This window comes from Paraburkholderia sp. BCC1876, assembly GCF_902833695.1.
In the GTDB taxonomy this organism is placed as follows: Bacteria; Pseudomonadota; Gammaproteobacteria; order Burkholderiales; family Burkholderiaceae; genus Paraburkholderia.
Genome location: NZ_CADFGI010000005.1, coordinates 214,285 through 238,048, shown reverse-complemented (window position 1 = coordinate 238,048; position 23,764 = coordinate 214,285). Strand labels below are relative to the sequence as shown.

Sequence of the window (23,764 nt, the reverse complement as noted above, 5' to 3'; positions counted from 1 at the left end):
TGGGAATTCATTTCCAATATACCGGAGCGGAATCTATCGTGGTTTCTTTTAGCCACGAAGGCACGATCATGAACGTTCTAATTGTCTACGCCCACCCGGAACCCAAATCGTTGAATGGGTCGCTGAAGGACTTTTCAGTCAAACGTCTCGAAGACGCGGGGCACACCGTGCAGGTCTCCGATCTCTATGCAATGAACTGGAAAGCACGGCTCGACCCGCACGACAGCATCGAGCGTGTAGCCGGCGAGCGCTTCGATCCGTCGCGCGAGTCGAAGCATGCGTATGCCAATGGATTGCAGAGCAAAGATATCGAACGCGAGCAGGAGAAGCTGAAGTGGGCGGATGCCGTGATCCTGCAGTTTCCGCTCTGGTGGTTCTCCATGCCGGCCATTCTCAAAGGCTGGGTGGAGCGCGTTTATGCGTACGGTTTCGCGTATGGCGTCGGTGAGCATTCCGACGTGCGCTGGGGCGAACGCTATGGCGAGGGCATGTTCGCCGGCAAACGCGCGATGCTGGTCGTCAGCACTGGCGGATGGGAGTCGCACTACAGTTCGCGCGGCATCAACGGGCCGATGAACGACGTGCTGTTTCCGATTCAGCACGGCATTCTGTATTACCCCGGTTTCGACGTGCTGCCGCCGTTCGTGATTCATCGGACGAGCCGTGTCGACGCAGCGAAATATGCCGAGGTGAGCGACGCGCTCGGTCAACGCCTGGACGCGCTGTGGACGACCGCGCCGATCCCGTTCCGGCCGCAGAACGACGGCGCTTATACGATTCCGGATCTCACGTTGCGGGCGGACATTGCGCCGGATCGGGTTGGGTTCGCGGCGCACGTCGAATAGGGCGGCGTAGTGCGATGCAGCATGGGCCCGCTGTCGAAACCCCAAGCTGACGGGGCCGTAGGGTTGGTTGAAATATGGTTGTAAGTCCTCCTTGCTAGAGTCGGCGACAGAATTTTGCCGCCGGATGCCTGACGTGTTCGTCGAACACCTCAGGCCACTTCGTTGCATGGGACCGGAGTCAGCGCTAAAGCGCTAGCGCCGGTCGACACGAGAGCGACAAACCATGATTCAAGCGCGTACGTTCTGGCTCATTCTGATGCTGCTCGTCACGGCCCCCGCATGGGCGTTTCAGTCGAGGGTCGTGACCATTCCGAGCGCCGCCATGCACAAGTCGCTCGAAGCGACAGTGGTGCTGCCCGATCAATACCGGCGCGGCAAAGCGGCCGACCGTTTCCCCGTCGTCTATCTACTGCACGGCTCGGGCGGCGACTACACCGACTGGACCAGCAATTCCCACATCGGCAAACTCGCCGACCGCTACCACGTGATTCTCGTGATGCCCGACGGCGGCCACGAGAGCTGGTATATCGACAGTCCGGTCGATCCGCGCAGCCGTTACGAAACCTATGTGGGCACCGAAGTGGTCGGCTATATCGACGCTCATTTCCGCACCATCGCAACACGCCAGGCGCGTGCGATTACCGGCTTGAGCATGGGCGGTTTCGGCGCCTTGCATATCGCGTTGGACCGGCCGGACGAATTCGGCGCGGCGGGCAGTATCAGCGGCGCGGTGGATCCGCGCGGCTGCGAGGACGAGCCCGGCATCGACGATGTGTTCGGCGATCCCACCCGGCATGCGGACTTCTGGAACAACGAGGCGATCGTCGCGAACGCGCGGACCTTCGGCAACGCGCATATCGCGCTGACGATCGATTGCGGCGTGAACGACTCGCTCGTGCAATCGAACCGCATGCTGCACGCGCGGCTCGTCGAACTCGGCGTGCCGCACGATTATGCCGAGCGGCCCGGCGGCCATACGTGGACTTATTGGGCCAATGCGGTGCAGTACCAGGTGCTGTTCTTCGCCGGCACGTTTAAACGGAACGGAAGCGCCGCAGGTGGCGCTGCGGCCTGACGTCGAACGGTTGCGGCGCCCGCATCGTGCAGGCGCCCCGCCCGCATCTCAATCGATGCCGTGAAACACCGCGTCGTCCGGACCGAGATAAACCGGCGGCCGCCACGCGGCGTCGCGCATGGAATGCTGGACCAGTTTTTCGACACCCAGCAGCACCGCGAAAATCGCCATCCGCACTGGAATGCCGTTGTCGGTCTGGCGGAAAATCGCCAGCCGCGAATCGTGATTCAAATCCACGCTCAGATCGTTCGCGCCCGGCCGGCTGTCGCGCGGCAGCGGATGCATGATCAGCGTATCGGGGCCGCACACGCTGTCCATCAGCGCCTGGTTGATCTGGAAGTCGGGCGTGTAGCCTTCGAACGATTCGTCGGTGAAGCGCTCTTTCTGAATCCGCGTGGCGTACACCACGTCGGCGCCTTGGAGCCCGGTGCGCAGGTCGCTGGTCTGTTCGATCACGTGGCCGTTGCGTGAAATCTGCTCGATGATATAGCTCGGCATTTCCAGCATGGGCGGCGAGATCAGCGTGAACTTGATGCCGCGGTACAGTGCCAGCAGCTTCACCAGCGAGTGCACCGTCCGCCCGTATTTCAGGTCGCCGACCAACGCGATATGAGCGCCGTCGACGATCTTGCCCAGCCGCGAAAACTCGCGCTGAATCGTGTAGAGGTCGAGCAGCGCCTGGCTCGGGTGTTCGCCGGGACCGTCGCCGCCGTTGATCACCGGCACGTTGGTGGCGCGCGCGAATTCGGCCACCGAACCTTGCTCCGGGTGACGGATCACCAGCGCGTCCACGTAGCCGCTCATCACGCGGCTGGTGTCGTAGATCGACTCGCCCTTTGCCATCGACGAAAACGTGAAACCCGTGGTGTCGCACACCGAACCGCCGAGCCGGCAGAAGGCCGCGCCGAAGCTCACGCGGGTCCGCGTGCTGGCTTCGAAGAACAGATTGCCGAGCACCGCGCCTTCCAGCACGCGCGAGATTTTGCGGCGCCGCGCGATGGGTTGCATGATGTCGGCCACCCGAAACAGCGCCTCCACCGAATCGCGCGAGAACTGATCCACCGACAGCAACTGCGCCTTGCCCTCGAACAGCATCTGACTGGCGAGCGACTGCGAATCTACGCTTTGCGTATATTTATCGCCCGGTTCGCCGTGCACCACGATTTCCGACACGAAACGCTCGACGATCTCCGGCATGGCGCGCGATTCCTGCGAGTCGTCCGGCAGCAGCCACGTGTCCAGCGCCCGTTTCGACACACCGATACGGCTGGCGAAGGTATCGCGGGTCATGTTCAGACGACGCATCGCATCGCGGAGGAAGGCTTGCTGCGGGACGCTCATGAGGGCACCTGTCGGGGAAAGGGAGGGCGTGGCGGATGTACGCGGTGCGTATATTAGTTTCCCTGCCGCAGAAGTCAAGCAATTTTGCGATGGGTTTTGCCAAGCCGCGCCGGAGGCGGTTACACTGCGCTTCATGCATGCCGCCCTCACGCTCCGACCCTGTTCGTCGACCGTCGCCCGTCTCGCTTTCGCGAGCGTCGTCGGTGCACGTGCGCGTCGCTTGAGCCGTCGGGCGGTTCGCGCGTTGGGCCGTATTCCGGCCGTTAGCGCCAAAGCCAAAAAACAGCCGCTCATCTGACCGGAGCACGCTGTTCCGTCGTCAGATGTGCGACGGAACAGCGGTCAAGCCACCCCGGCATCTCCCTGTTTTTCCTCCTTCGCACCGCTGCACGGAATCGATACGGTCGTCATCGAGGTAAAGACATGTCTATTTTTTCGGGTATCTGGGTTCCGCTGATCACGCCGTTTGCCGACGGCGCGGTCGATCACGCCGCGTTGCGCGCGCTGGTGCGCCGTTATGCCGAGGCCGGCGTCGCCGGATTGTGCGCGCTCGGCACGACCGGCGAACCGGCCACGCTCGACGCCGCGGAACAGGACGCCGTGCTGGCGACGATTCTCGACGAGGCGCAAGCGTACGCGCATGCTCATGTTGCCGAGCAGAGTCAGCCGCTCCCTGTGCTGGTCGGTGTATCGGGCAACCACACCGCCAGCATGCTCGAGCGCATCGAGCAACTGAACCTGCTGCCTATCGCCGGTGTGCTGATGGCCGCGCCGTATTACATCCGGCCGTCGCAGGCGGGCATCGTCGGGCATTTCACCGCGTTGGCCGATGCCAGTGAAAAGCCGGTCGTGCTGTACGACATTCCGTATCGCACCGGCGTGCGGCTCGAACTGGACACGCTGCTGACGCTCGCCGCGCATCCGCGGATTCAGGCCGTGAAGGATTGCGCGGGGTCGCTCGATACCACGCTCACGCTGATTCGCGACGGCCGCCTGCAGGTGCTCACCGGCGAAGACATGCAGATCTTCACCACCTTGTGTCTGGGCGGCAGCGGGGCGATCGCGGCGTCCGCGCATGTGCGCCCGGAGCGCTTCGTCGCGCTGTACGACGCGCTGGCGGCGGGTCGTCTTGCAGAAGGCCGGCGGATGTTTCACGCGCTCGCGCCGCTGATCCAGGCGCTGTTCGTCGAACCGAATCCGGCGCCCGTGAAGGCGCTGCTAGCCGCGCAGGGATGGATCCGCGACGAACTGCGCATGCCGATGACGCGCGCCGGCGCCGCGCTGGCCGAGCGGCTCAGGGCGCTGGACGCGGAACTGGACGTGGAAGTGGAATGGGACGTGAAACAGGCGGTTTAAATCGTCCCCGGCAGCGACTGCCGTTGCGTCGATCCGTCATGACCCAGCGCCTCGCCGCGGGCGCTGTGCAATTCACGTTCGACGCGCGCCAGCCGCGCGTGGGCGAGGCGGTCGATGGCGCCGCGGTCGAGCGTCGCGAGCATGTCGCGCTCGACCACCAGCAGTTTGAACGCCAGCACGATCAGGCCCGACGCCAGCAGCAGATCACCCGCGAACACCACCGCGTATAACGCCGACGTGGTTTGCGGATTGCCGAGCAGCAACGACAGGTTGGCGCGATCGAGCAGCACGAGCGTGAGCGGCACGATCGCGTTGAGCATCGCGATCACGCTGCCGATCACCACGATCAGCCGCGCCGGCCCGAGTTCCGGGCGACGGCGGCGGCACACCTCATACAGCGTCGCGGCGCGGCAGGGCAGGAAAAACAGCGTGAGCAGCAAGGCGCGCAGCACCAGCGGCGCCTTGAACTGCAACGCGCTGCCGTACAGCACGCAGAACAGCGCCGAAATGGCGAGCCCGGTGCGCCAGAACGCGGCGCTGCCGAACAGGTCGCGCGTGCCGGCCCAGATCAGCAGGCGGCTTTGCAGCGCGAGCGTTGCGGTGGCGACCAGCAGCAGATCGCTACGCCACGTGAGATGCAACGCGAAACACGCCGACGACGCGGCGAGCAGATAGAAACCGATGGCCCAGAAGCGGAACGCGCCGACCCGCGTGAACATACGTGACAGGGCGGTCGTGATGAGAGCGCAGCACAGGAACGTGATCAACCACAGCGAGGTGAACGTCGCTACATCGAATTTCATGAAATCTCCAGCACCTGAGTTGCTTGTTGTTCTTCATTCGTGGAACGACGGTTTGTTACTGGCCGCGACGCAACGTATTTCAGAAAAGTGACAGCTTCATGCAAGCACCATCCGGTTCTTGAGTAGATCGCCGAAATCGTCGGCGCTGAGCGGTTTGCCGAGCAGGAAGCCTTGCATCTCGTCGCACATCATTGCCTTGAGCATGTCCAGTTGCGATTCGGTTTCGACGCCTTCGGCCACCACGTCCATTTCCAGCGAGTGCGCGAGCGCGATGATCGCCGACACGATCGCGCTGCCTTCCGGGCCGTGTTCGTCGAGCCCGTTCGTGAAGAAGCGATCGATCTTCAACTGCTTGACGCGAAAGCGCTGCAGATAGGCGAGGCTGGAATAGCCGGTGCCGAAATCGTCGATTGCGATCTCGAAGCCGCTCGCCTGGAATTCACGGATCATTTCGATGGTTTTGGGCGCGTCCTGCATGGCCACCGTTTCGGTGATCTCGAACATGATCTGCTCGCAGGCCACGCCTTCGGCCTCGACGATCTCGAGCATGCTGGCCACCAGATTCGGCTGCATCAACTGGCGCGGCGACAGGTTGATCGCCACCTTCATTGACGGCAGGCCTTGCGCGACCCACACGCCAATCTGCCGGCAAGCCTCGCGCACGACCCAGTAGCCGATCTGCACGATCTGGCCCGAGCGCTCGGCGATCGGAATGAATTCGAGCGGCGCCAGCGAGCCGAGTTGCGGATGAGTCAGACGGATCAGCGCTTCGGCGCCGACCAGCGCGTCGCTGCCGCCGTGAAACTTCGGCTGGAAGTGCAGCGAGAAATGGCCGGCGGCGAGCGCGTCGTGCAACGCATTCTGAATTTGCAGCGTGCGCGTGACGGCTTCGTTCATGCTCTGTTCGAAGAAGCGATACGTGCTGCGGCCTGCGCGCTTGGCCTCGTACATGGCCGCGTCCGCGTGCTTGAGCAGTTCGTCGACGGTGTCGCCGTCGTACGGATAAAGCGCAATGCCGATGCTCGGCATCACCTGCAGCGGTTGCGAGTCGCCCCAGGCGCCGTTGCGCATCCGTTCGAGCACGCCTTCGGCGAGCGTGCCGGCGTCTGCGCGCGAACTCAGGTTCTCGGACAGCACCACGAATTCATCGCCGCCCAGTCGGGCCACGGTGTCGCTCGAACGCACGCATTGCAGCAGGCGTTGCGCGAAAGCGGTCAGCACCTGGTCGCCGGCCGAGTGGCCGAGCGAATCGTTGATGGTCTTGAAACCGTCGAGGTCCATGAACAGGATCGCGAACACCGTGCGTTGCCGGCGCGAGTTCAGAATCGCGCGCTCGATGCGCTCCGTTAGCGTGCTGCGGTTCGGCAGGCCGGTCAGCGTGTCGATGGTGGCGAGCCGCACGATCTGGCCGTTCAGATTCGATACCGCGCCGACCAGGTAGGTGGTGCGCGCGTCGAAACGCGACAGGATCAGCGTGACGATCAGAATCGCAAAGGTAAGCAGAATCACCGAACTGGCAAGCCACGGCGCGTTCAAGCCGTTGGCCGCGCCGCAAACGGCGCCCAGCGGAATCTCGGCGGCGGCCATGCCGGCGTAATGCATGCCGCTGATCGCGACGGCCATTACGAGCGCCGCGCCCAGACGTTTGAGCACCACGTGGCCGGCGTTTTCGTTGCTGAGCGCACGCGCTATCCATAGCGCGGCGGTCGAGGCGCCGACCGCGATCGCAAGCGAGCCCGTGAACCAGGCCGGCTGGTAGTCGATGCCCGGTGACATCCGCATGGCAGCCATGCCGGTGTAATGCATGCCCGCGATGCCGCAGCCCATCAGCACGCCGCCGGCCAGCAGGCGGGGCGCGGTGAGCCGTTCGAGGGTGGTGACGTAGAGCGCGAGATACGACGCGCCGATCGCCAGCCCGAGCGAACACGCGGTGGTGGCCAGATCGTAGCCGAGCGGAATGGGCAGCGAGAACGCGAGCATGGCGACGAAGTGCATCGACCAGACGCCGACGCCAAGTGCCGCGGCGCCGCCCAGGCGCCACGCATGCCGCAGACGTGCCGACGCCAGCAGGAAGATGCGGCCGGTCAGATCGAGCGCCGTGTACGACGCCAAAGTCGCGACGACGAACGAGATACCGACCAGCCAAAAATTGTATGAGCTCTGCATGTTAAGTCCAACCGCTGCGAAGGAAGCGGCTGAACTTGTTATCGACAGATCGTGGCGTTTATTTAATTGATTTTCAATATGTTAGGCATTGGTTGCGATGCATCGCGTCGATGCGCCGCGGATATGGCCTGATCCGCGGCGCCATTCTGGAGACTCTAAGGCACCGCGTCGGCGACCCGAGGGGGCACGATCGGAAAATCAAAGCGTGATTTCGTACACCGCGTGGCTTGGCGTTAGAAAATTTGTATATCGCGAAAAATATTAAACGAAGGCGATGGTGATGGCGCGCGTGGCTAAGATACGCCGTAATCTACGGCGTTGACTCGCATCGGCGTTCGGTCATGTTTATTTTCTCGTTTCGACAACGTCGTGAGTAATTAAGAGTCGATGAAAACCAATGCCGCATTGACAGATATCGCTGTGGTCCGCAAAGAACTCCTCGATCGTGCCGCCGACAGGACAATGGTTTGTTCTATCAAATTATGGCGTCCGGTCTTTGATCTGACTCTCGACTGGGGTGTGATTATGCTCGCCAGTCTCGGCGCTTATCATCTGGGTCTGCCATTTTATTTACTTGCCCTCGGTATCGTGGGAAATCGGCAAAGGGCGCTTGGCAATTTGCTGCATGAGGCGGGTCACAGAAATCTCTACCGGAGCAGGGTGCTGAACGATTCTCTCGCGGCAACGTTTCTTGCGCCGGCCCTGGCGGCGAATTTGCATCTTTACCGGGTGTCGCATTCGCAGCATCACACCATGCTGGGTGTGCCTGGTCAGGATCCTGACTACATCGCGCCCGATTCGGCCGCCCGGGGTGCGTGGCTGGGCGTGTACGTTCGCCAGCTATTTGCGCGTGCCAACTGGCTAGGTTCCGTTCTGGGGCAGATGACTGATCGTCGTCTTGCGTGGCATGGCTACGTCCGGATCGGGGTGTGGTGGATGGCGCTGCTGGCCGTTTTGACGTTACTTGAAGGTCCCTCGTTTGCAATTTTCTTTACGATTCTATGGCTCGCCGCGAAAGCTACGGTCTTTCACGCGATCACGACATTTCGCGAAATGTGCGATCACTTCGGTCTGCAACCGGGCGGTATTTATTCATTTACCCGAGATGCCGTAATCGGCCGCTGCTGGCATTGGGTGATTCATCCGCACAACAATGGCTATCATTTATCTCATCATATGATGCCGTCCGTTCCCTATTACAAACTGCCTTCCGCGCAGAAGATGCTTGCCGGGTTGCCGAGTTATGCCGAGAAAGCAGTGGTATGCGATTCGTATTTTTTCGGTAACAAAGCCGTGGTTCGCGACGGATCCAGGTTATCGAGGTTTAATTGAGTTCTCGCGAATTGGGTTGTCTGCAGGTTGCGGCACTCCTGGTCTCGGCAAGTTACGGTGTCGGTTTTCTGTTCGGCTCGGGTGAACTTGCAGTAACGCTTGGGATGGCCGGCTGTCTGTATCCATGGCTCACGGCGTTTGGCATGGTGCTGCTCGCGATGTCGGCCGGCAAGGTGTGGTCGTCGCGCGCGCCGATCTGGGCGATGTTCGGCCGGGCCTATGGGTCGGGTGTCCAACGTCAGGTCGCGCTGCTTTCGGCGATCTGGATGACAGGCGTACTGGCTGCGCAAATTCACGGCAGCGCGGCGGTATTGCTGCTCACGGGCTTGCCACAAAACGTCGCGTTGCCGGTCGTACTGGTACTCGTGTTCGCCGCTTCCCGGCTGAATCTGAAAGCCGCGTCGGCGGTGTTTTCGTTGTGCCTGCTTGCCAGCAGCTTCGTACTGGGATTTGCACTCTGGAAGATGGGTGGAGCGACGGTCTATTTCGACGCGGCCCCCCGCTTTCTCAGTGACGTTCATGCAGTGAGCTACAGAGAGCTTGCCGCCATGGCGATTGCCGTTGTGTTTCTGGTGGTGACCGGAGCGGACTACCAGCAGTTCGTGATCGCCGCCAGGCGTAAGGTGGATGCATGGATCGGCTGCGGCCTTGCCGCGATCATTCTGTTGCTGGTCGGCGCGCTGCCCGCATCCGCCGTCATCATTGCTCGTAATACAGGTTTGCTGGCCGGCATGACGAACGCCAACCAGGCGATTCCCGTCATCTTGTCCCATGTATCGTCTCAAGTCGGTCGCGGCTGGGGCGCGGCGATGTTGCTCGCGCTGCTGGGCGCTGCCCTGGGTTCCGGCGCCGCGATCGTGCGGGCCATGAGCAGCGCGCTGCAGACCGTCGTTCCCGCGACCACGGGGGCCCGCGGCGTTTGCCTGTCCGCGGGCATCGTCCTGCTCGGTGGGCTGGTTGCGCAGCGTGGGCAAGGGATTATCGACACCATGGTCGAGCTCAATGTGGTCTATATCGCGAGCGTCGCGCCTCTGTTCGTCTTTTTGCTCAGCGGTTTATCCGTGCCGCGTGTCGTCGCGCAACGGGCAATCGCCGCCGGATTCGCGATGTCGTTGCTGCTGTACCTTGGTAAATGGCTCGGCTTCGCTTCGGGGCAGGTCGAGTTGTCCTTTTTATCCGCGGGTGCGTTCGCGTCGTTTATGGTTCTCGCGTTGAGCAGGCGCACGACCGCATCGACGGTCTAATCGAACGAATATTCGGCGCTGACGGGGGCGGGGAGCTCGTGGTGACCGGAACCGGTCGGGATATCGCAGACCAATGCCGCCTTGGCCGACCTCGCAATGAATTCGGTGACTTGCCTGGCGAGGGGCGGCTCCTGCTCCCAGTGGTGCCAATAGAGCGGTACCCACAGAGAGAGCGACGGCGCCAGATTGAGCAGGCGGCCGGACTCCAGAAGTTCTTTTGCCTGATCGACAGGAACGACGCCGTAGCCGCCGCCAGTTTGAATGGCGCTCAATAATGCGGCCGGTGAAGGGAAATAGTGCTTCACATAGCGTCCCACACTGACACCAAAAAGCAGTCTGAGAAATTCGTCGTGCAACGAATCCTTCTTGTTGAAGAGGATCGCCGGCACGGAAAGCACCTGATGTAGCTTCAGGCCGTCGGGAAAGTACTTCTGCGCAAAAGCAGGCGTCGCCACACATTGGTATTCCATTGCGCCAAGCCGGATAACGTCGAATCCTGGAGCGGCTTTGGGTTCTGTGCAGATGCAACCGACTACTTCTCCACGTAGCAACATCGGCCATGTATGGTCCTGATCTTCCGACAGAACCTCAAGAGCGACAGGCAACTCGTCCAGCAAGGAACGGGCGCAGGCACCGAACCAGGTCGCGAGGGAATCCGCGTTGATCGCTACGGCCAGCATGGCACGCTCACGCTGTTTACCGTCAGGCGCGACCTTACGGTAAACCTCCTGTTCAAACAGCCGAACGGCTTTGACGTGACGAAGCACGGCTTCTCCCGCGGTGGTGGGCAGTATCGGCCGGTCACGAATCAACAGGATAGCCGACAGCGTGCCTTCCAACGACTTGATACGCTGTGACACGGCTCCGCGCGTGATGCTGAGCGCAATCGCCGCGCGTTCGAAACTCTGGTGCTCAACAACCGCGGCGAACGCTTCCAATTGGCTTCTGTCGAGCATCTTTACTCCTGATTAGAAATACATTGCGCCACACAAAATATCTAACCGACGGATTGCCGGTCGATCACGCTGATACTATCGATTTCGTGTCGTTCGCAATGTTGAAAAACGTCAATCGCGCTATTCAAATTGATTGCTTGTACGTCAATGCATGCGTCCTGACTCATTTTCTTCTTATGGGTATGCCTCGTGAATATAAAGTGATTCCGGCCAGAACCACGAAGCCTCGAGAAGATTGCGTAATGAAAGAAATTCTGAAAACGTGTACTGCCGACAAGCCGCTCATTGTCGGTGACTGCATCGTGACCGGCAACGCGTCGCCGGGTTATGTTGGAGATACGGCGCATGGATCGAAGTGCTGCGCGCTCGGCACATCCTGCGCGCGCATCGGCAAATCGTTAAGTTTTCTGGCGCTCTCCGCGGAATTATGCAGTTCCCTCATGGGTATATCAATGGGTGCCCTGCATCAATTTCGCGTTGCAATGTCTTGATCCGATGCGCCTGTTTTCGTGCTTGCTTCAAGGTGTGAAATCGCGGCGAAGCGATTAAAAGAATTGTTCCTTCCCAGGTCGGAGAATATATAAATGAATAGTTTTCATCAGCCGCTTGATGGTAGGCGGATGTTCGTGCGATCTGTCGAACAATTCGAAACATTCGAATTCGCCGATGAGCAACATTCAATACGCATGGCGGTAACAACCGGCGACGCGACTACTTTCGACGCTGGCTCAAGTCATTACATCGTCGTATGCGACGGTGAGTTCCAGGTTTCGCTAGCGGACAGGAAGCATCAACTCTGGGCGGGTTGCTTTGGTAGCTTCCCGGGTGCCGTTCGACTCGAAGGCGAAGGGCGCGCCGTGGTGTTGTCGAGTGTCGGCTATCACAGCCCGATTCTTGCCGGAGGTCCGATCGAGGAGCAAGGGCGCTTGCGGTATGTCGACGGATGTACGTCCAGTTTGCTGTTGCCGCCAACCGTACGTGGCGAGCCGTGTCTTAACTTCATGCATTTGCCCCGCCGGATCTCGCAAACAATGCATACGCACCCCTCTCTGCGGGCCGGGATCATTTTGTCAGGATGCGGTCAATGCGAGACCGAAGACGGTGTCTTCGAATTTCGTCCGGGCACGGCGTTTTTCATTCCGCCGAATCTGCCCCACAGCTTCCAGAGTCATGACGAAACGCTGCGCATCGTCATCTATCACCCCGACTCCGATTCGGGGCCAACACACACCGATCACACCATGTTAAATCGCACCTATGTCGGCGGGCAGTCGGCACAGCAACTGACGAGTATTCATAGCCGGGAAGGAGTTCAGCATGACGCGCGCTAGTTCGCCATTGCAGAAATGGAGTACGCAACTCTATGCGGACAACGCACGCTTCGTGAGCAATCTGGCAGACGCCGCCGTAGGTTTGTTGCAGCCACGTGCGGGGGAACGGATTCTCGACATAGGCTGTGGAGACGGCTATCTGACAGAACAGCTTGCCGCCGGCGGTGCGCATCTGGTCGGCTTCGACTACAGCCCCGAACTGGCCGGCGCGGCTCGCGCTCGCGGACTCGAGGTTCATGTCGGCAATGCCGAGGAGATGGATTTCGACAATGAGTTCGACGCGGTCTTCAGTAACGCCGCGCTTCATTGGATGTTACGCGCCGATGCGCTGGTTGCAGGCGTCGAGCGGGCGCTTAAACCCGGAGGGCGCTTCGTCGGGGAGTTCGCAGGTGCGCGTAATGCCCACCATATCCGCCGCGAGGTTCACGACGCGCTGGCAAAGCGGGGAATCGATCCCGCGGAAGTTGATCCCTGGTACCTGCCGACCGCGCAAGCGTATCGGGAAGTGCTCGAACGGGGCGGACTGCGAGTGTCCAGCATCGAGCTGTTCGATCGTCCCGTCGTGATCGATTATCCGATCGGGGGTTGGATCAGAACATTTGGCAGCCCGTATTTGACCGTTCTTAAGAACGACGATACCAGGATCGAGTTTCTCGACGAAGTCACCCGCAATCTGGTTCCTCATCTCCTTGGCGCAGATGGCCGCTGGACAGTCGACTATACGCGCCTGCGTTTTCGTGCCGACAAACCCTGAGGGTGCCTGCCTGGGTCGGCCCGATGCGGCGTTGAATAATACGAACCAATTCTTGGTGAACACTTAGGTATCTTGTCCTATATGGAAAAGTGGAAAATGTTCGAAACTGGAACGCGGGAGTCGATGCATGGCCTTCCCCGGTTCACGCAGCCCGTGTTGACGTGGATTACAGGCAAGCCACTGCATGCGAGCGATATCCGGTTGATTCTCCCACGCTGGCTTGACGTCACGGCTACGCCTTTGGCAGGCGTCTTCATCGTGTTCGCGTTGGCGCGTCTATCCAGATTCGATACGCCGCTTGCGTGGTTCGGCATCGTGGTGCTTTGGCTGGTGCTGGTTGGCCTCTTCAGGAAAATACAGGTGACTCACCTGCACCACGCGATTCACAACCGCCTGTTCGATAGCGCGGTTCTCAACAAGGCGTACGCACAGTTTGTCCCGGCGCTGCTGTTCGTTCAGAACGGCATCGAGTACAAAAAAGAGCATCTTGAACATCACAACGCCAATTTCTTCACGACGCACGCCGATGCAGATGCCGCCTTTCTTGCCAAACTCGGTTTCCTGCCGGGCCGAACGAAGGGCGAGTTGTGGATGAATCTATGGATGACGGTACTGAGTCCTGTCTTCCATTTGTTGTTCGCGCGGGCCCGTCTGCGGTCGACTTTTTTGCGAGCGAAGCCGACGGCCATCGCCGTGGCGATGGTCGCCGCGTGCGGCTACTCGACCTTGTTCGCGTTGCTGGGATGGCGAGCTTTTTTGATTGCGGTAGCGCTGCCGCTGTTTCCGATCTATCACGTCAGCGCATTGCTTCAGTTTCTCACTGAGCACGCATGGAACGTTGCCGCCGGTCCCGTGCGGGACTGGAAGCACTATGCGGAGCGATGCTGGGCGCGATTCTGCGGCGAGCGGTTCCCATTTCGTCGAAGCGGGATCATGGGAAGCGTGCTGTTCGTCCGCGACGTGTTGATCTGGACACTGAAAATGACGTTTCTGCATCTCCCGATACGGGTGTCGTGTCTGGTGTCGGATCTGCCGGTTCACGACTGGCACCATCTTGCTCACCTCGCGGGGCAGAACGCCAGGGACTGGCAACGCGGTCTTTATCTGCGCCAGGCCGCGATTGCGGACGGTGACCGGGCCGGGTTTGCCGAACGTGAGCTGTGGGGTATGCCGCGGATGATCGATCACCAGTTTGGGTGGCTTGAAAGTATCGTTTGCAAGTACGAATACCAGGCCGGCCAATCCCAGGCAACTGAAACCTAGGAAGAGAAGAATGACTTACGCAAACAATACCAGGAAGACTGTACTGGTTCTGAACACCGAGTTTCCGGCGCCTGTACTGATGAACGCCATCGGGCACACCTCGCTGGGGCTGATCGGTGCGCGCGATCATCGCGACTGGGCGCTTCTCGACTATCCGAGTCCGGCTTTCGAGGCCAGCAGCACGATCAGCGAATATCCCGTGGTGGTTCTTCGTTCGAAGCGATCCGGACCGCTGGAAAAACTCGTTGTGCAGTTGAAGGACGCCGGTATTGCGCACAACGTTTTCATCGATTCCATGCTCGGTTCAACCGCGGCGGAGCAGCAGGAAGCAACACGAGGCGCTGTGCCGGGTACGCAGCGGATTGTTTGCGTCGCACTCTTTGGCGAAGAAACGGAGATCCGGCCATTGATCAAGTCGTTTTCGGTGTACAAAACCTCCGACGCCGTCCATCCGGAATTGGTAGCATGAAGAGCGGCATCTGGAAGGAAATCTTCCAATTGACTCTTCCTGTCGGGATGGGCTATTTGCCGACAGGGTTCGCTTTCGGTGTGCTCGCGATTCAATCCGGTTTGTCGCCCATGATCACCGTGGCGATGAGTGTCTTCATCTTTGCCGGTGCTTTGCAGTTTTCGGCGGTCCCCATGCTGGCTGCCGCAACGGGGCTTGGCACGGTGGTTCTCACCACCTTGCTGATCAACCTGCGGCACGTGTTGTACGCCATTCCGTTACTTGACGACCTCCCGTTGAATCGTGCAAGTAGGAGCTATGTCGTCGCCGTGTTAACGGACGAGAACTATTCTCTACTGACGACTATTCCGGAAGCGGAGAGACGACGTGTAGCCCTCCGCGTCTGCCTGATCAATCACGGCTACTGGATTCTGGGCACTGTTCTGGGTGTTGCATTCGGTGCGCAGGCAGCGCGTTGGATTCCCAATCTCGGCTTTGCATTGCCCGCACTGTTCACCATTCTGGCGATCGAGCAGTATCTTGCGAGGCGGCGCTGGGCACCGGCCATGATCGGCATTGCAGGCTACCTGATCGCACGATCGGTCTTGCCTGGCTACGCGCTCATTTCCGCACTCGCGTTCGGCCTGATTGTGCTTCTTGCCATCGCCGTTGGCGATCGGCACGTGTCGAGCCGCAACAGGCTCGATTGGAGTAGCGATGAGAATCGGTGAACCCTGGCTCGCCGTGGCGGCAATGAGCAGTATTACCGTTCTGCTTCGAGCCGTCCCGTTGCTCATGCGCAAGTCGCTGCTTCGTACGCCCTGGATGCTTCGTTTAAACCGGGAACTACCGTTGTGCGTCATGGTGATTCTTGTCGCGCACTCGCTGGGCGGGTCGGGGGCGTCCGCGCCACTGTTGGCGGAAATCGCCGCGCTCGGCATCGTTGCCGGCAGTTATCTGCACTGGCGTAACGCGCTACTCAGTGTGGTGATTGGTTTGGCAGCACTCTCGCTGCTGGAGCGAAGCCACATGTTCTGGGTTTAGGCAGAACGGTCGCACGCGTTGCACTCAGTGGGATATGACAAATGCAGTCAAACGTAGAAGCGGTTCCCTTGCGTTTCTATTTTACTGTTGTGCTTCTCACGTTGGTCGACAGTACGGTGTTGATCGGAGTCGTCTGCCTGTCGTTGAGGCTGACCGGCTCTGCCATACCGGTAGGCGTTGTGCTTTGTCTATCGGTTGCTTTTCCATTCCTCATCGAACGCCTGCTCGGGAATCGGGTATTGCGAATTACGCTCAAGTCCCTTGCGGTGATCAGAGTCGGCGTCTTCGCATTGGTGATTCTGGGTTCGTGGTTAGGTATGACGCGCGACGTGGCGGGGTTTCTCGGCGTTGCGCTTGCGGTTGGGATTGCAGATTACTTTACCGTGGTTGCGTTCGAAAGCCAGAATGCGCGCTTTGCGGTCGCGAAACTGATGTCGCCTATCCAGGCTTCCCGCTGGTTCCAAACGGCAGTGCAGTTGGGCAACTGTGGCGGCGACATGGTGGGGGGCGGGTTGTTCGATCATGTGGACGGAGCGAGTTTCATATGGGCGGTAGGTATCACCGGACTGCTTGCCAGTTTTTTGCTATTGGGGATGAAATCGCCTCTCGAGGGCGCGTCTTCCGATGTGGCAACGGCTGCCGCCGGCGCATCGACGGTTGGAATGACGCGTGGCTTGCCGCCCGTCAATGTCAGTCGAGCCATGAGCATCGGCATGAATCGGTCGACCGCATTGCTGGTTTGCATTGCGCTGTTCGGATTGCACATCGGTGCGTTCAATAGCATGGTGCCGGTCGTCTTTCTGCAACTCGGCGGGCGGGACGGCACCACCTACGGGCTGGCGGCAGGGTTGGTCGGGATCGGAGCGCTGGCGGCCGTGGTGCTTCCGGGAATACAGATCAACCGGTTTGCGGTGGCGGTGGCGCTCGTGATGTGTGATGTCGTGCTGGTTCAGGTGGACTCACGGTTTATGTTTTTCGGTGCGTCGTTGCTCCTCGGCTATCTGTTCAATTACCTGAGGGTCAATGTACGCGAGCAACTGCTAGGCGCGGCGCGTACCACGGCCGACGCGGACTGGGTCGGGTCTAGAAGCACGTATGCAAACCTCTCCATGCAGTCTTTCGGACCTTTGGTGTTTACGTTTTTATTGAGCGGCGGCGTGCTCTCGCCGCGGGCCGCTCCGTGGCTGATGATTGGAACCGGTGTGGCGCTGGCGGCGGCCACGTTCGCGGTGGATGCGATGGCAGGGCTGCGGCGTCCCGCCGTGCCGGAGCGAGTGGGAACGGATAACCGATAAAGCTGGAGACGCAGGACATGATGAACGACGAGATGCTGCATTACGTGGACAAAAGCGTTCTATGCTGGCTGGCGACTATCGATGAAGGGGGCTGTCCGAATGTATCGCCAAAGGAAATCTTCTGTGCTTGCGGGCAAAGTGAGCTTCTGATTGCCAATATCGCCTCACCGGGCAGCATGTCCAATATTCAGCGTAATCCGTTGGTCTGTGTGAGTTTTGTCGATGTGTTTGTCCAGAAGGGTTTCAAGGTGAAAGGCGAAGCCAGGGTGATCGACAGCACGCAACGTGAATTCGTGGCACGAGCCGAGCCGCTGGCGCGGATGGCCGGCGAGCGTTTCCCGTTCGCAAGTTTGTTCGTGGTGAACGTGACCCGGGTCGAGCCCATCGTCGCCCCAAGCTATCGGCTCTACCTGGACACGGTCGAGTCCGTTCAGGTTGCGTCTGCGATGAAGGCCTACGGCGTGCGGGCAACGGGTTTCTGACATGTGTCGATCCGGTATTTCCGGAGTCGGCTCTCGCACGTCCATGGCATCCGGCGTATCCGGCGGGCCTCGACTATTCCAATTGGGCGTTTGGTAGGGGAGAAAGTCATGTTTGTGCAACGCAAGTCGGAATCCACGGCGAAGTATGAGTACGGCTGCGATCTGCGGAGACTGTTCCCGTGGCAGGGGATCGTCGAACCGTCGTGGGGCGCGGGAATCGCCAGCGTTCGACCCGGGGAAAGTACCACCGTCGACCAGCACGACGAGTTTGAAACCTTTCTCGTTCTGTCCGGCACCGGCCGAATGACGATCGAGGACGAGTGCTGTGAGATGAGTGAAGGCGACGTAGTTTTCATCGAGAAGAACCGTCGTCACTATTTTACGAATCTATCCAACGCCGAACCGTTGGTCTTTATCACTATCTATTGGGACTCGCCACAGGCTAGAGCGTGGCTCCAATCGATTATCGAGGCGGATCGCCCTGACCGTTGAACCGTTCTTCGTTTCGCCAAGGAAGGTAGTGTTTATGGTTATCCATGTAATTGCCCCGCCGCCCACACCGAATGGTGATCTGCATGTCGGACATCTCTCCGGGCCCTATCTGGCTGCGGACATCTACAGCCGTTGTCTGAGGCAGAGCGGAGCGACGGTGAGTTATGTGATTAGCACGGACGACCATCAGTCGTATGTCGATACGTCGGCGACGCGGCTGGAGACGACCCCCGCGCAACTCATCGCCCGCTCCCGTGCGGAGATTCGGGCCACGCTGGATTCGTTTTCGATCGAGCTGACCCGGTTCGCCGCCATCGATCCGGCTTACGTCGACTTTGTGGAGGACTTTTTTCGAACCTTGCTAGTGCGGGAAAAAATCGAAGTTCGATCGACAGCCGTCCTGTACGACCGCGTCAGCGCGCGTTACGCGGTGGAGGCGTTCGTTTCGGGCTTCTGCCGCACGTGTCTTGCCCGCTCCTCGGGAGGGATTTGCGAGGCATGCGGTCATCCCAATCGCTGCATCGACCTGCTGGATGTCGACTCTGAGCGATTCGCGGTACTTCACGAACCTCGCCTGATCCTGGATCTGGAGCGATACCGCTCCAGGCTCGAAGTGCGTCTGCTAGGCATGACGACGCATCGGCCGTGGCTGGGAAACCTGATTCGCTCGCTGCTGGCTAACGAATTGCCGCCCTTCGTGCTGTCGTATAAGACCGGGCGCGGTGTCGACACCGCGTTTGCAGGACTGGGTGACCAGAAGCTCAATGTGTGGGGCGAGATGTTTCCCGGTCACATGTATTTTTTGCAGCAAGCCTCGGGGGCGCTGTCGAGTCGCGATGGGTATATCCAGTTCCTTGGATTCGATAACTCCTATTTCTACGCCATTGTCCATGTTGCGTTGTCCATCGCGGCTGAAGAGGCCGGCTTCGATTGGCCCAAGCCGGGCGCTTTCGTGACCAATCAGTTCTACAACCTCGACAACGCGAAATTCTCTACCAGCAAGGGGCACCTTGTTTGGGCGCGTCCGTTGGCCGAGGAGTTCAACAGCGACCTGATCCGTCTCTACCTGGCGATTCACGGGCCTGAATATCAGGAAGCCAACTTCTCGAAGGATTCGTTTCATGCGACTGCCATTCAATTGGCCGGCGACATCAACCGTCTGGTGTGCGGCTTCAATGACATCGCCGACCTGAGCGCGAAGGCCGACGACGTAGCCGCCGCCACACTGGCCGCGGCCGCGAGGCCGCTGACCGGACTCGATCGATATTCGTCGTCCGACGCGGCCCGGCGAGCAATGAATTGCATCCGCTTTCTCGGTGAGCGCATCAGTGCGGGAGACCTTGGACTGGCTGCCTATGTTCCCGGACTATTGGCGTTGTGTCTGGAGCCGTTCTGCCCGCGTTACTCACAAGCTATCCGGCACGGGTTTGGCATGGCTTCAACGAATTGGGATCGACTCGCGCCGGTTGGACTTTCCGGAACCTTACCGGGCATCGAGATCAAGGCCGGTTCGCCAGCTTGAGTCATGACGCGACAGACGAACACTTATCTTCAACAACTCGTGGGAGCGGTTCCGTGACGTACGATGTTTTGGGCATTGGATTCGGTCCATCGAATATTGCCTTGGCAATCGCAATGGACGAAGGTCGATTCGACGGCAGCGCCCTGTTTGTGGAGCGGGCTTCGAATTCTTTCTGGCATCAGGGCATGCTGCTCGAAGGTACGGATATCCAGAACAACCCACTACGAGATTTGATCACACCGGTCAATCCGCAAAGCCGGTACACCTTCGTTAACTTTCTGCACAAAACCGGGCGACTCTTCCATCACCTCAACATGGGCCGGGTCCATCCACTGCGCCGTGATTACTTCGACTATGTCTCGTGGGTCGCGAAGCAGTTCGACAACGTACGCTATGGACATGCTGTAACGGGCGTCGCGCCCTGCGTGCTTGAGGGGAAGCCTGCCTGGCGAGTCAAGGTGGACGGACAGGAGCTGTTTGCTCGCCGGCTTGTTCTTGGTGTTGGGCGCAATCTCAACGTTCCGAAGCAATTTGAGCTCTCGCGGCGGGTCGTGCATTTCACCGACTATCTGCATGCCATCGAATCGCTTCCGAAAGACACGCCGATCGCGGTAGTCGGCGCGTCGCAAAGCGCGGTCGAAATACTGAACGACCTGCTCGGCCGGGGCTTCGAGAGGATCCGGTCGATTCACCGGACCTTTTCGTACCGCCTCAAAGACACCAGTCCGTTCAGCGATGAGGTTTATTTTCCAGAGTTCGTCGACTACTACCATCGCCTTTCGCCCTCGCAGCGGGCACGACTCGACGAACAGGTGCGTCCCACCAACTATTCGTCCGTCGATGGGGACATTCTGGACGCGCTCTACCAGCGGGTCTACGAGATGAAGCTCTATGGACGGGAGCCCCTCGCGATCGTACGGTGCACCGAAGTCGAAGAGGTCATCCCGTCGGCGGACGCCATAACTTTGAAGTTGCGGGAGCAATACACTGGCGTCCGCTCGGAGATGCAGGCCGGACTGGTGATTCTGGCCACCGGTTTTCTGGATGTTGGGCGCAATGGCCGGGACGGTCTGCCGCATCTCCTCAGGCCTCATTGGGATGCGTTTGCGTGGCAGGGCGACTGCCTCGACGTCGGACGGGACTATCGCATTACCGCCGGCGCGACAGGCGTCGGGTTACCCGCGCTCTATCTCAACGGCCTGTGTGAGTCGTCACACGGGCTAGGGGATGCGGGTTCGTTCAGCCTCGTGTCCGTCCGGGCGCAAACCATCTTCAACAGTATTCAGGGAAGCGTCTGATGCGGCTCGCTTTCACGACTTTTGCGATTCTTCACGAACCGTACGGACATCCGGCGGTCCAGGAGTTCGACGATAGAACGCCGTACGTGTTCAGGGCCGCAGAGATCAGCCCGGGTTTCATCGCGCGTGCCGTCGAGATCGACGACTCCGGACTGCCGAACTTCGAGCGGAACTGGGGGGCCTGGGGCACGTTTCAGGTACCACGGTTTTATACGTTGGGGCGTGAGTTGGGTACCGATCAGCGGGCTTCCACGCTTTCCATCTGGCGCGACGTGCAGTCGGTCTTCGACTTTGCCTACGGTGGTCTGCACCTTCGTGCTTTGAAAAAGCGGGAGCACTGGTTCAAAAAACCGGCGTGGCCGACCTATGCCTGCTGGTGGATTGACGATGCAGGGATTCCGACGTGGAGTGACGCTTGCGACAAGCTCGAGTATTTGCACGACCATGGGCCGACGCCGGGTGTTTTCAACTTTCACTCGTGTTTTGACGAACATGGGAATCCCTTGATGTTGGCAACGCAGTCCCACGCGGGTTGAGCGGGCGGGATCCCAGGAGGGGAGGCGAGATGACGTACTTTGAACACGAAGGGACCGACGACAAAACACTCGAGTCCAACGTTCGAACCTATTGCCGGACGTTTCCGTCGGTCTTTGCCAAGGGTGAGGGCACTTTCATTTACGACGAAGATGGCCGGCGCTGGTATGACTTCCTTAGCGGCGCCGGGGCATTGAACTATGGCCACAATCATCCGCTACTGAAGGCCGCGCTATTGCAATACATCGAGCAGAACGGCGCGGTGACCACGCTCGATCTGAACACGCGGGCCAAGCAGTCCTTCCTGGCATCGTTTGACGACATCATTCTGCGGCCGCGCGATTTGAAGTACAAAGTTCAGTTTTGCGGACCGACTGGAGCGAATTCGGTCGAAGCCGCACTCAAACTGGCCTGCAAGGCAACGGGGCGATCGGGGCTGGTGGCGTTCTCCAATTCGTACCATGGGATGAGCATCGGTGCGATGTCGGTCACCGCCTCGTTCCGGCGTCGCAAGGAACAATATCTGAACCCCAGCTGGGTTCACTTTCTCCCATTCGACGGCTTCACGGGAATGCGGGAAGAACTGCAATTCGTCCGCAAGATGTTGACGTCGAAAGGCAGCGGTATCTCCGCGCCGGCGGCGATCATTGTGGAAGCTGTGCAAGGTGAAGGCGGGGTCAATGTCGCCTCGTCGGAGTGGCTGCGGGAAATCCGCCAGTTGGCCACGGAGATCGGCGCGGTACTGATCCTCGACGAAATCCAGGCGGGTTGCGGAAGGACGGGGCGATTCTTTTCGTTCGAACATCACGGCGTGAAACCCGACATGGTGTGTCTGTCCAAATCCATCAGCGGCATGGGATTGCCAATGAGCCTCCTGCTGATCGCGCCGACATTGGACGTCTGGAATCCCGGAGAACATAACGGCACCTTTCGTGGCTTTAACTATGCGTTTGTCACGGCAAAGGAGGCACTGCAGAAATTCTGGAACTCGCCTGGTTTTGCCGACACGGTCGACGCGCGTTGCCGCTACCTGGCATTGGCACTTCAGGCCTGGAAAAAGGATTTCCAGCTACGGATCGTCAGAACTTCGGTGCTGGGGATGTTTGCCGGCATCGAACTCGCCAGTGAGGATCTGGCGGCGATCGTCCAGAACGAGTGCTTCCGGAACGGACTGATCGTCGAACGCTGTGGACCGTTGAACGACACGCTCAAGCTGTTGCCGCCGGTTCTCATCGAGGCGGAGGAACTTGACGGCGGGCTGAGAATTCTCGGCGAAGCATTGGCGAGGCACTGCAGATGAAGTGCGACTACTGCATCGTCGGCATTGAATCGTGTTGAACGTCAATGAATGGATTCGATGCGCGGTGTTTGCCGGCTTGCCGGCGGGCGGCAATCCAACCGTCGTGGCAAGGCTGTCGACGTGGCCCTCCGACGACGTACTGCTCGCGCTCGCTTCAGCGTTGCCAGCGGAAGAAGTGACATTCCTGTACCGCGACGATGGCGGCGAAATTCGTATCCGGTGGTTTGGTCCACGGGGCGAACTTCCCAATTGTGGTCACGGCGCACTCGCGGCGACGGCCGTCATGCAGTGCGGCTTGCGCGGCATGCCGAGCAAAGCCACGGTGGGACCGAAGTCGGTGCCACTGGCACTGGATCATTCGAAGGGTCTGCCGACGATCGGCATGGCACCGGCCATGCTCCACGAGCGAGCGTCGGCGTCGGTCGAGATCGGACTGCCGGTTATCAGGTTATTCGATGCGGGGCGTGACTATCTTGCTGTCGTACGCGATGAGCAAACGCTCAGAGCGTACCGCCCTGACTGGGATGGTCTCATGCGCATCGGGAAGATCGGTCTGATCCTCTCGGCGCCTGGCGCGACCGGGGTTGCGACGTTCCGTTTTTTCGCGCCCCGGGCCGGCATTCCCGAGGACACGGCTTCGGCTTCGGTGATCCCGGCTCTCGTGAAGTACTGGTTCGGTGAAGCACAAACCCACGGCACCTTTGTTCAATGCTCAGGACAAGATGTGCGGATCACGGCGCGTGTAGCAGGCGACGAGGTGCGTGTCTCCGGAAAAGTGCTTGAGTTGACCCGTGGGCGATTCGATATTGCTCTTTCGACGAGTACAGATATCTCGGTCCATTCGTTTTGACGATGGCCTCCGCGATTGAAATTGGAACGTGAC

General features: G+C 59.8%; 24 protein-coding genes. 20 read left to right on the top strand and 4 right to left on the bottom strand.

The features are described from left to right. The first annotated feature begins 68 nt into the window (after nucleotides 1-68). Both HWY05_RS20010 and HWY05_RS20005 read left to right on the top strand, forming a co-directional pair. Nucleotides 69-845, top strand: coding sequence for an NAD(P)H-dependent oxidoreductase (locus HWY05_RS20010; protein ID WP_176059344.1), 777 nt, complete (start codon nucleotides 69-71; stop codon nucleotides 843-845). A gap of 223 nt (nucleotides 846-1,068) precedes the next feature. After that, a complete protein-coding gene (locus HWY05_RS20005) occupies nucleotides 1,069-1,920 on the top strand; it encodes an alpha/beta hydrolase family protein (RefSeq protein WP_176059343.1) in 852 nt (283 codons plus the stop codon). A 48-nt stretch (nucleotides 1,921-1,968) separates the two neighbouring features. Here the strand turns inward: HWY05_RS20005 and HWY05_RS20000 are convergent, their stop codons facing one another. Then, the gene (locus tag HWY05_RS20000; protein WP_035556083.1) at nucleotides 1,969-3,261 is read right to left on the bottom strand and encodes an aspartate carbamoyltransferase; all 1,293 of its coding nucleotides are present in this window, start codon (nucleotides 3,259-3,261) and stop codon (nucleotides 1,969-1,971) included. A gap of 423 nt (nucleotides 3,262-3,684) precedes the next feature. On the opposite strand from HWY05_RS20000, the gene dapA reads away from it, so the two are divergent. Next, nucleotides 3,685-4,617, top strand: a complete 933-nt coding sequence (gene dapA / locus HWY05_RS19995) for a 4-hydroxy-tetrahydrodipicolinate synthase (protein WP_176059342.1) — start codon at nucleotides 3,685-3,687, stop codon at nucleotides 4,615-4,617. Here the strand turns inward: dapA and HWY05_RS19990 are convergent. Together HWY05_RS19990 and HWY05_RS19985 are read right to left on the bottom strand one after the other, a co-directional pair. After that, the gene (locus tag HWY05_RS19990) at nucleotides 4,614-5,420 is read right to left on the bottom strand and encodes a hypothetical protein (RefSeq protein WP_035556084.1); all 807 of its coding nucleotides are present in this window, start codon (nucleotides 5,418-5,420) and stop codon (nucleotides 4,614-4,616) included. The genes dapA and HWY05_RS19990 overlap by 4 nt on opposite strands. Before the next feature lie 96 nt (nucleotides 5,421-5,516). Continuing rightward, nucleotides 5,517-7,586, bottom strand: a complete 2,070-nt coding sequence (locus HWY05_RS19985; protein WP_176059341.1) for an EAL domain-containing protein — start codon at nucleotides 7,584-7,586, stop codon at nucleotides 5,517-5,519. Between the two features lie 387 nt (nucleotides 7,587-7,973). On the opposite strand from HWY05_RS19985, the gene HWY05_RS19980 reads away from it, so the two are divergent. Further along, on the top strand, nucleotides 7,974-8,918 hold the full coding sequence (locus HWY05_RS19980) for a fatty acid desaturase (RefSeq protein ID WP_176059340.1): 945 nt from the start codon (nucleotides 7,974-7,976) through the stop codon (nucleotides 8,916-8,918). A 143-nt stretch (nucleotides 8,919-9,061) separates the two neighbouring features. Beyond that, the gene (locus HWY05_RS19975; RefSeq protein WP_244146653.1) at nucleotides 9,062-10,162 is read left to right on the top strand and encodes a hypothetical protein; all 1,101 of its coding nucleotides are present in this window, start codon (nucleotides 9,062-9,064) and stop codon (nucleotides 10,160-10,162) included. Here HWY05_RS19975 and argP read toward each other — a convergent pair. After that, nucleotides 10,159-11,118 carry an HTH-type transcriptional regulator ArgP gene (argP, locus tag HWY05_RS19970; protein WP_176059338.1) on the bottom strand — a complete coding sequence of 320 codons (960 nt, stop codon included), beginning with the start codon at nucleotides 11,116-11,118 and terminating at the stop codon, nucleotides 10,159-10,161. The genes HWY05_RS19975 and argP overlap by 4 nt on opposite strands. A 242-nt stretch (nucleotides 11,119-11,360) precedes the next feature. Between argP and HWY05_RS19965 the strand changes: the two genes are divergently transcribed. From HWY05_RS19965 to HWY05_RS19895, 15 genes are all read left to right on the top strand, one after another. Further along, a complete protein-coding gene (locus HWY05_RS19965) occupies nucleotides 11,361-11,609 on the top strand; it encodes a hypothetical protein (protein ID WP_176059337.1) in 249 nt (82 codons plus the stop codon). 93 nt (nucleotides 11,610-11,702) lie between these two features. Further along, complete coding sequence (locus HWY05_RS19960; protein ID WP_176059336.1) at nucleotides 11,703-12,449, top strand: cupin domain-containing protein; 747 nt, start codon at nucleotides 11,703-11,705, stop codon at nucleotides 12,447-12,449. Next, on the top strand, nucleotides 12,436-13,203 hold the full coding sequence (locus tag HWY05_RS19955) for a class I SAM-dependent methyltransferase (protein ID WP_176059335.1): 768 nt from the start codon (nucleotides 12,436-12,438) through the stop codon (nucleotides 13,201-13,203). The genes HWY05_RS19960 and HWY05_RS19955 overlap by 14 nt, the downstream gene beginning before the upstream one ends. A gap of 96 nt (nucleotides 13,204-13,299) precedes the next feature. After that, nucleotides 13,300-14,466: a fatty acid desaturase gene (locus HWY05_RS19950; RefSeq protein WP_176059334.1), complete on the top strand. Its 1,167-nt coding sequence runs from the start codon at nucleotides 13,300-13,302 to the stop codon at nucleotides 14,464-14,466. A gap of 10 nt (nucleotides 14,467-14,476) precedes the next feature. Then, nucleotides 14,477-14,935: a DUF2000 family protein gene (locus HWY05_RS19945; protein WP_176059333.1), complete on the top strand. Its 459-nt coding sequence runs from the start codon at nucleotides 14,477-14,479 to the stop codon at nucleotides 14,933-14,935. Continuing rightward, a complete protein-coding gene (locus HWY05_RS19940) occupies nucleotides 14,932-15,645 on the top strand; it encodes an AzlC family ABC transporter permease (protein WP_176059332.1) in 714 nt (237 codons plus the stop codon). The genes HWY05_RS19945 and HWY05_RS19940 overlap by 4 nt, the downstream gene beginning before the upstream one ends. Next, complete coding sequence (locus HWY05_RS19935) at nucleotides 15,632-15,958, top strand: AzlD domain-containing protein (protein ID WP_176059331.1); 327 nt, start codon at nucleotides 15,632-15,634, stop codon at nucleotides 15,956-15,958. The genes HWY05_RS19940 and HWY05_RS19935 overlap by 14 nt, the downstream gene beginning before the upstream one ends. Before the next feature lie 41 nt (nucleotides 15,959-15,999). Beyond that, nucleotides 16,000-17,253, top strand: a complete 1,254-nt coding sequence (locus HWY05_RS19930) for a hypothetical protein (protein ID WP_176059330.1) — start codon at nucleotides 16,000-16,002, stop codon at nucleotides 17,251-17,253. A gap of 17 nt (nucleotides 17,254-17,270) precedes the next feature. After that, a complete protein-coding gene (locus HWY05_RS19925; protein ID WP_176059329.1) occupies nucleotides 17,271-17,735 on the top strand; it encodes a pyridoxamine 5'-phosphate oxidase family protein in 465 nt (154 codons plus the stop codon). Nucleotides 17,736-17,843: 108 nt separating this feature from the next. After that, the gene (locus HWY05_RS19920; RefSeq protein WP_176059328.1) at nucleotides 17,844-18,227 is read left to right on the top strand and encodes a cupin domain-containing protein; all 384 of its coding nucleotides are present in this window, start codon (nucleotides 17,844-17,846) and stop codon (nucleotides 18,225-18,227) included. Between the two features lie 34 nt (nucleotides 18,228-18,261). Beyond that, entirely contained in the window at nucleotides 18,262-19,749 is a 1,488-nt protein-coding gene (locus tag HWY05_RS19915) for a class I tRNA ligase family protein (RefSeq protein WP_176059327.1), read from the top strand. A gap of 53 nt (nucleotides 19,750-19,802) precedes the next feature. Further along, nucleotides 19,803-21,047: a SidA/IucD/PvdA family monooxygenase gene (locus HWY05_RS19910; RefSeq protein WP_176059326.1), complete on the top strand. Its 1,245-nt coding sequence runs from the start codon at nucleotides 19,803-19,805 to the stop codon at nucleotides 21,045-21,047. Next, nucleotides 21,047-21,583 carry a DUF3291 domain-containing protein gene (locus HWY05_RS19905; protein WP_208459098.1) on the top strand — a complete coding sequence of 179 codons (537 nt, stop codon included), beginning with the start codon at nucleotides 21,047-21,049 and terminating at the stop codon, nucleotides 21,581-21,583. Before HWY05_RS19910 ends, HWY05_RS19905 begins: the two co-directional genes overlap by 1 nt. Before the next feature lie 29 nt (nucleotides 21,584-21,612). Continuing rightward, nucleotides 21,613-22,881 carry a diaminobutyrate--2-oxoglutarate transaminase gene (ectB, locus tag HWY05_RS19900; RefSeq protein ID WP_176059325.1) on the top strand — a complete coding sequence of 423 codons (1,269 nt, stop codon included), beginning with the start codon at nucleotides 21,613-21,615 and terminating at the stop codon, nucleotides 22,879-22,881. 31 nt (nucleotides 22,882-22,912) lie between these two features. Then, nucleotides 22,913-23,731, top strand: coding sequence for a PhzF family phenazine biosynthesis protein (locus HWY05_RS19895; RefSeq protein WP_176059324.1), 819 nt, complete (start codon nucleotides 22,913-22,915; stop codon nucleotides 23,729-23,731). Nucleotides 23,732-23,764 lie beyond the last annotated feature (33 nt).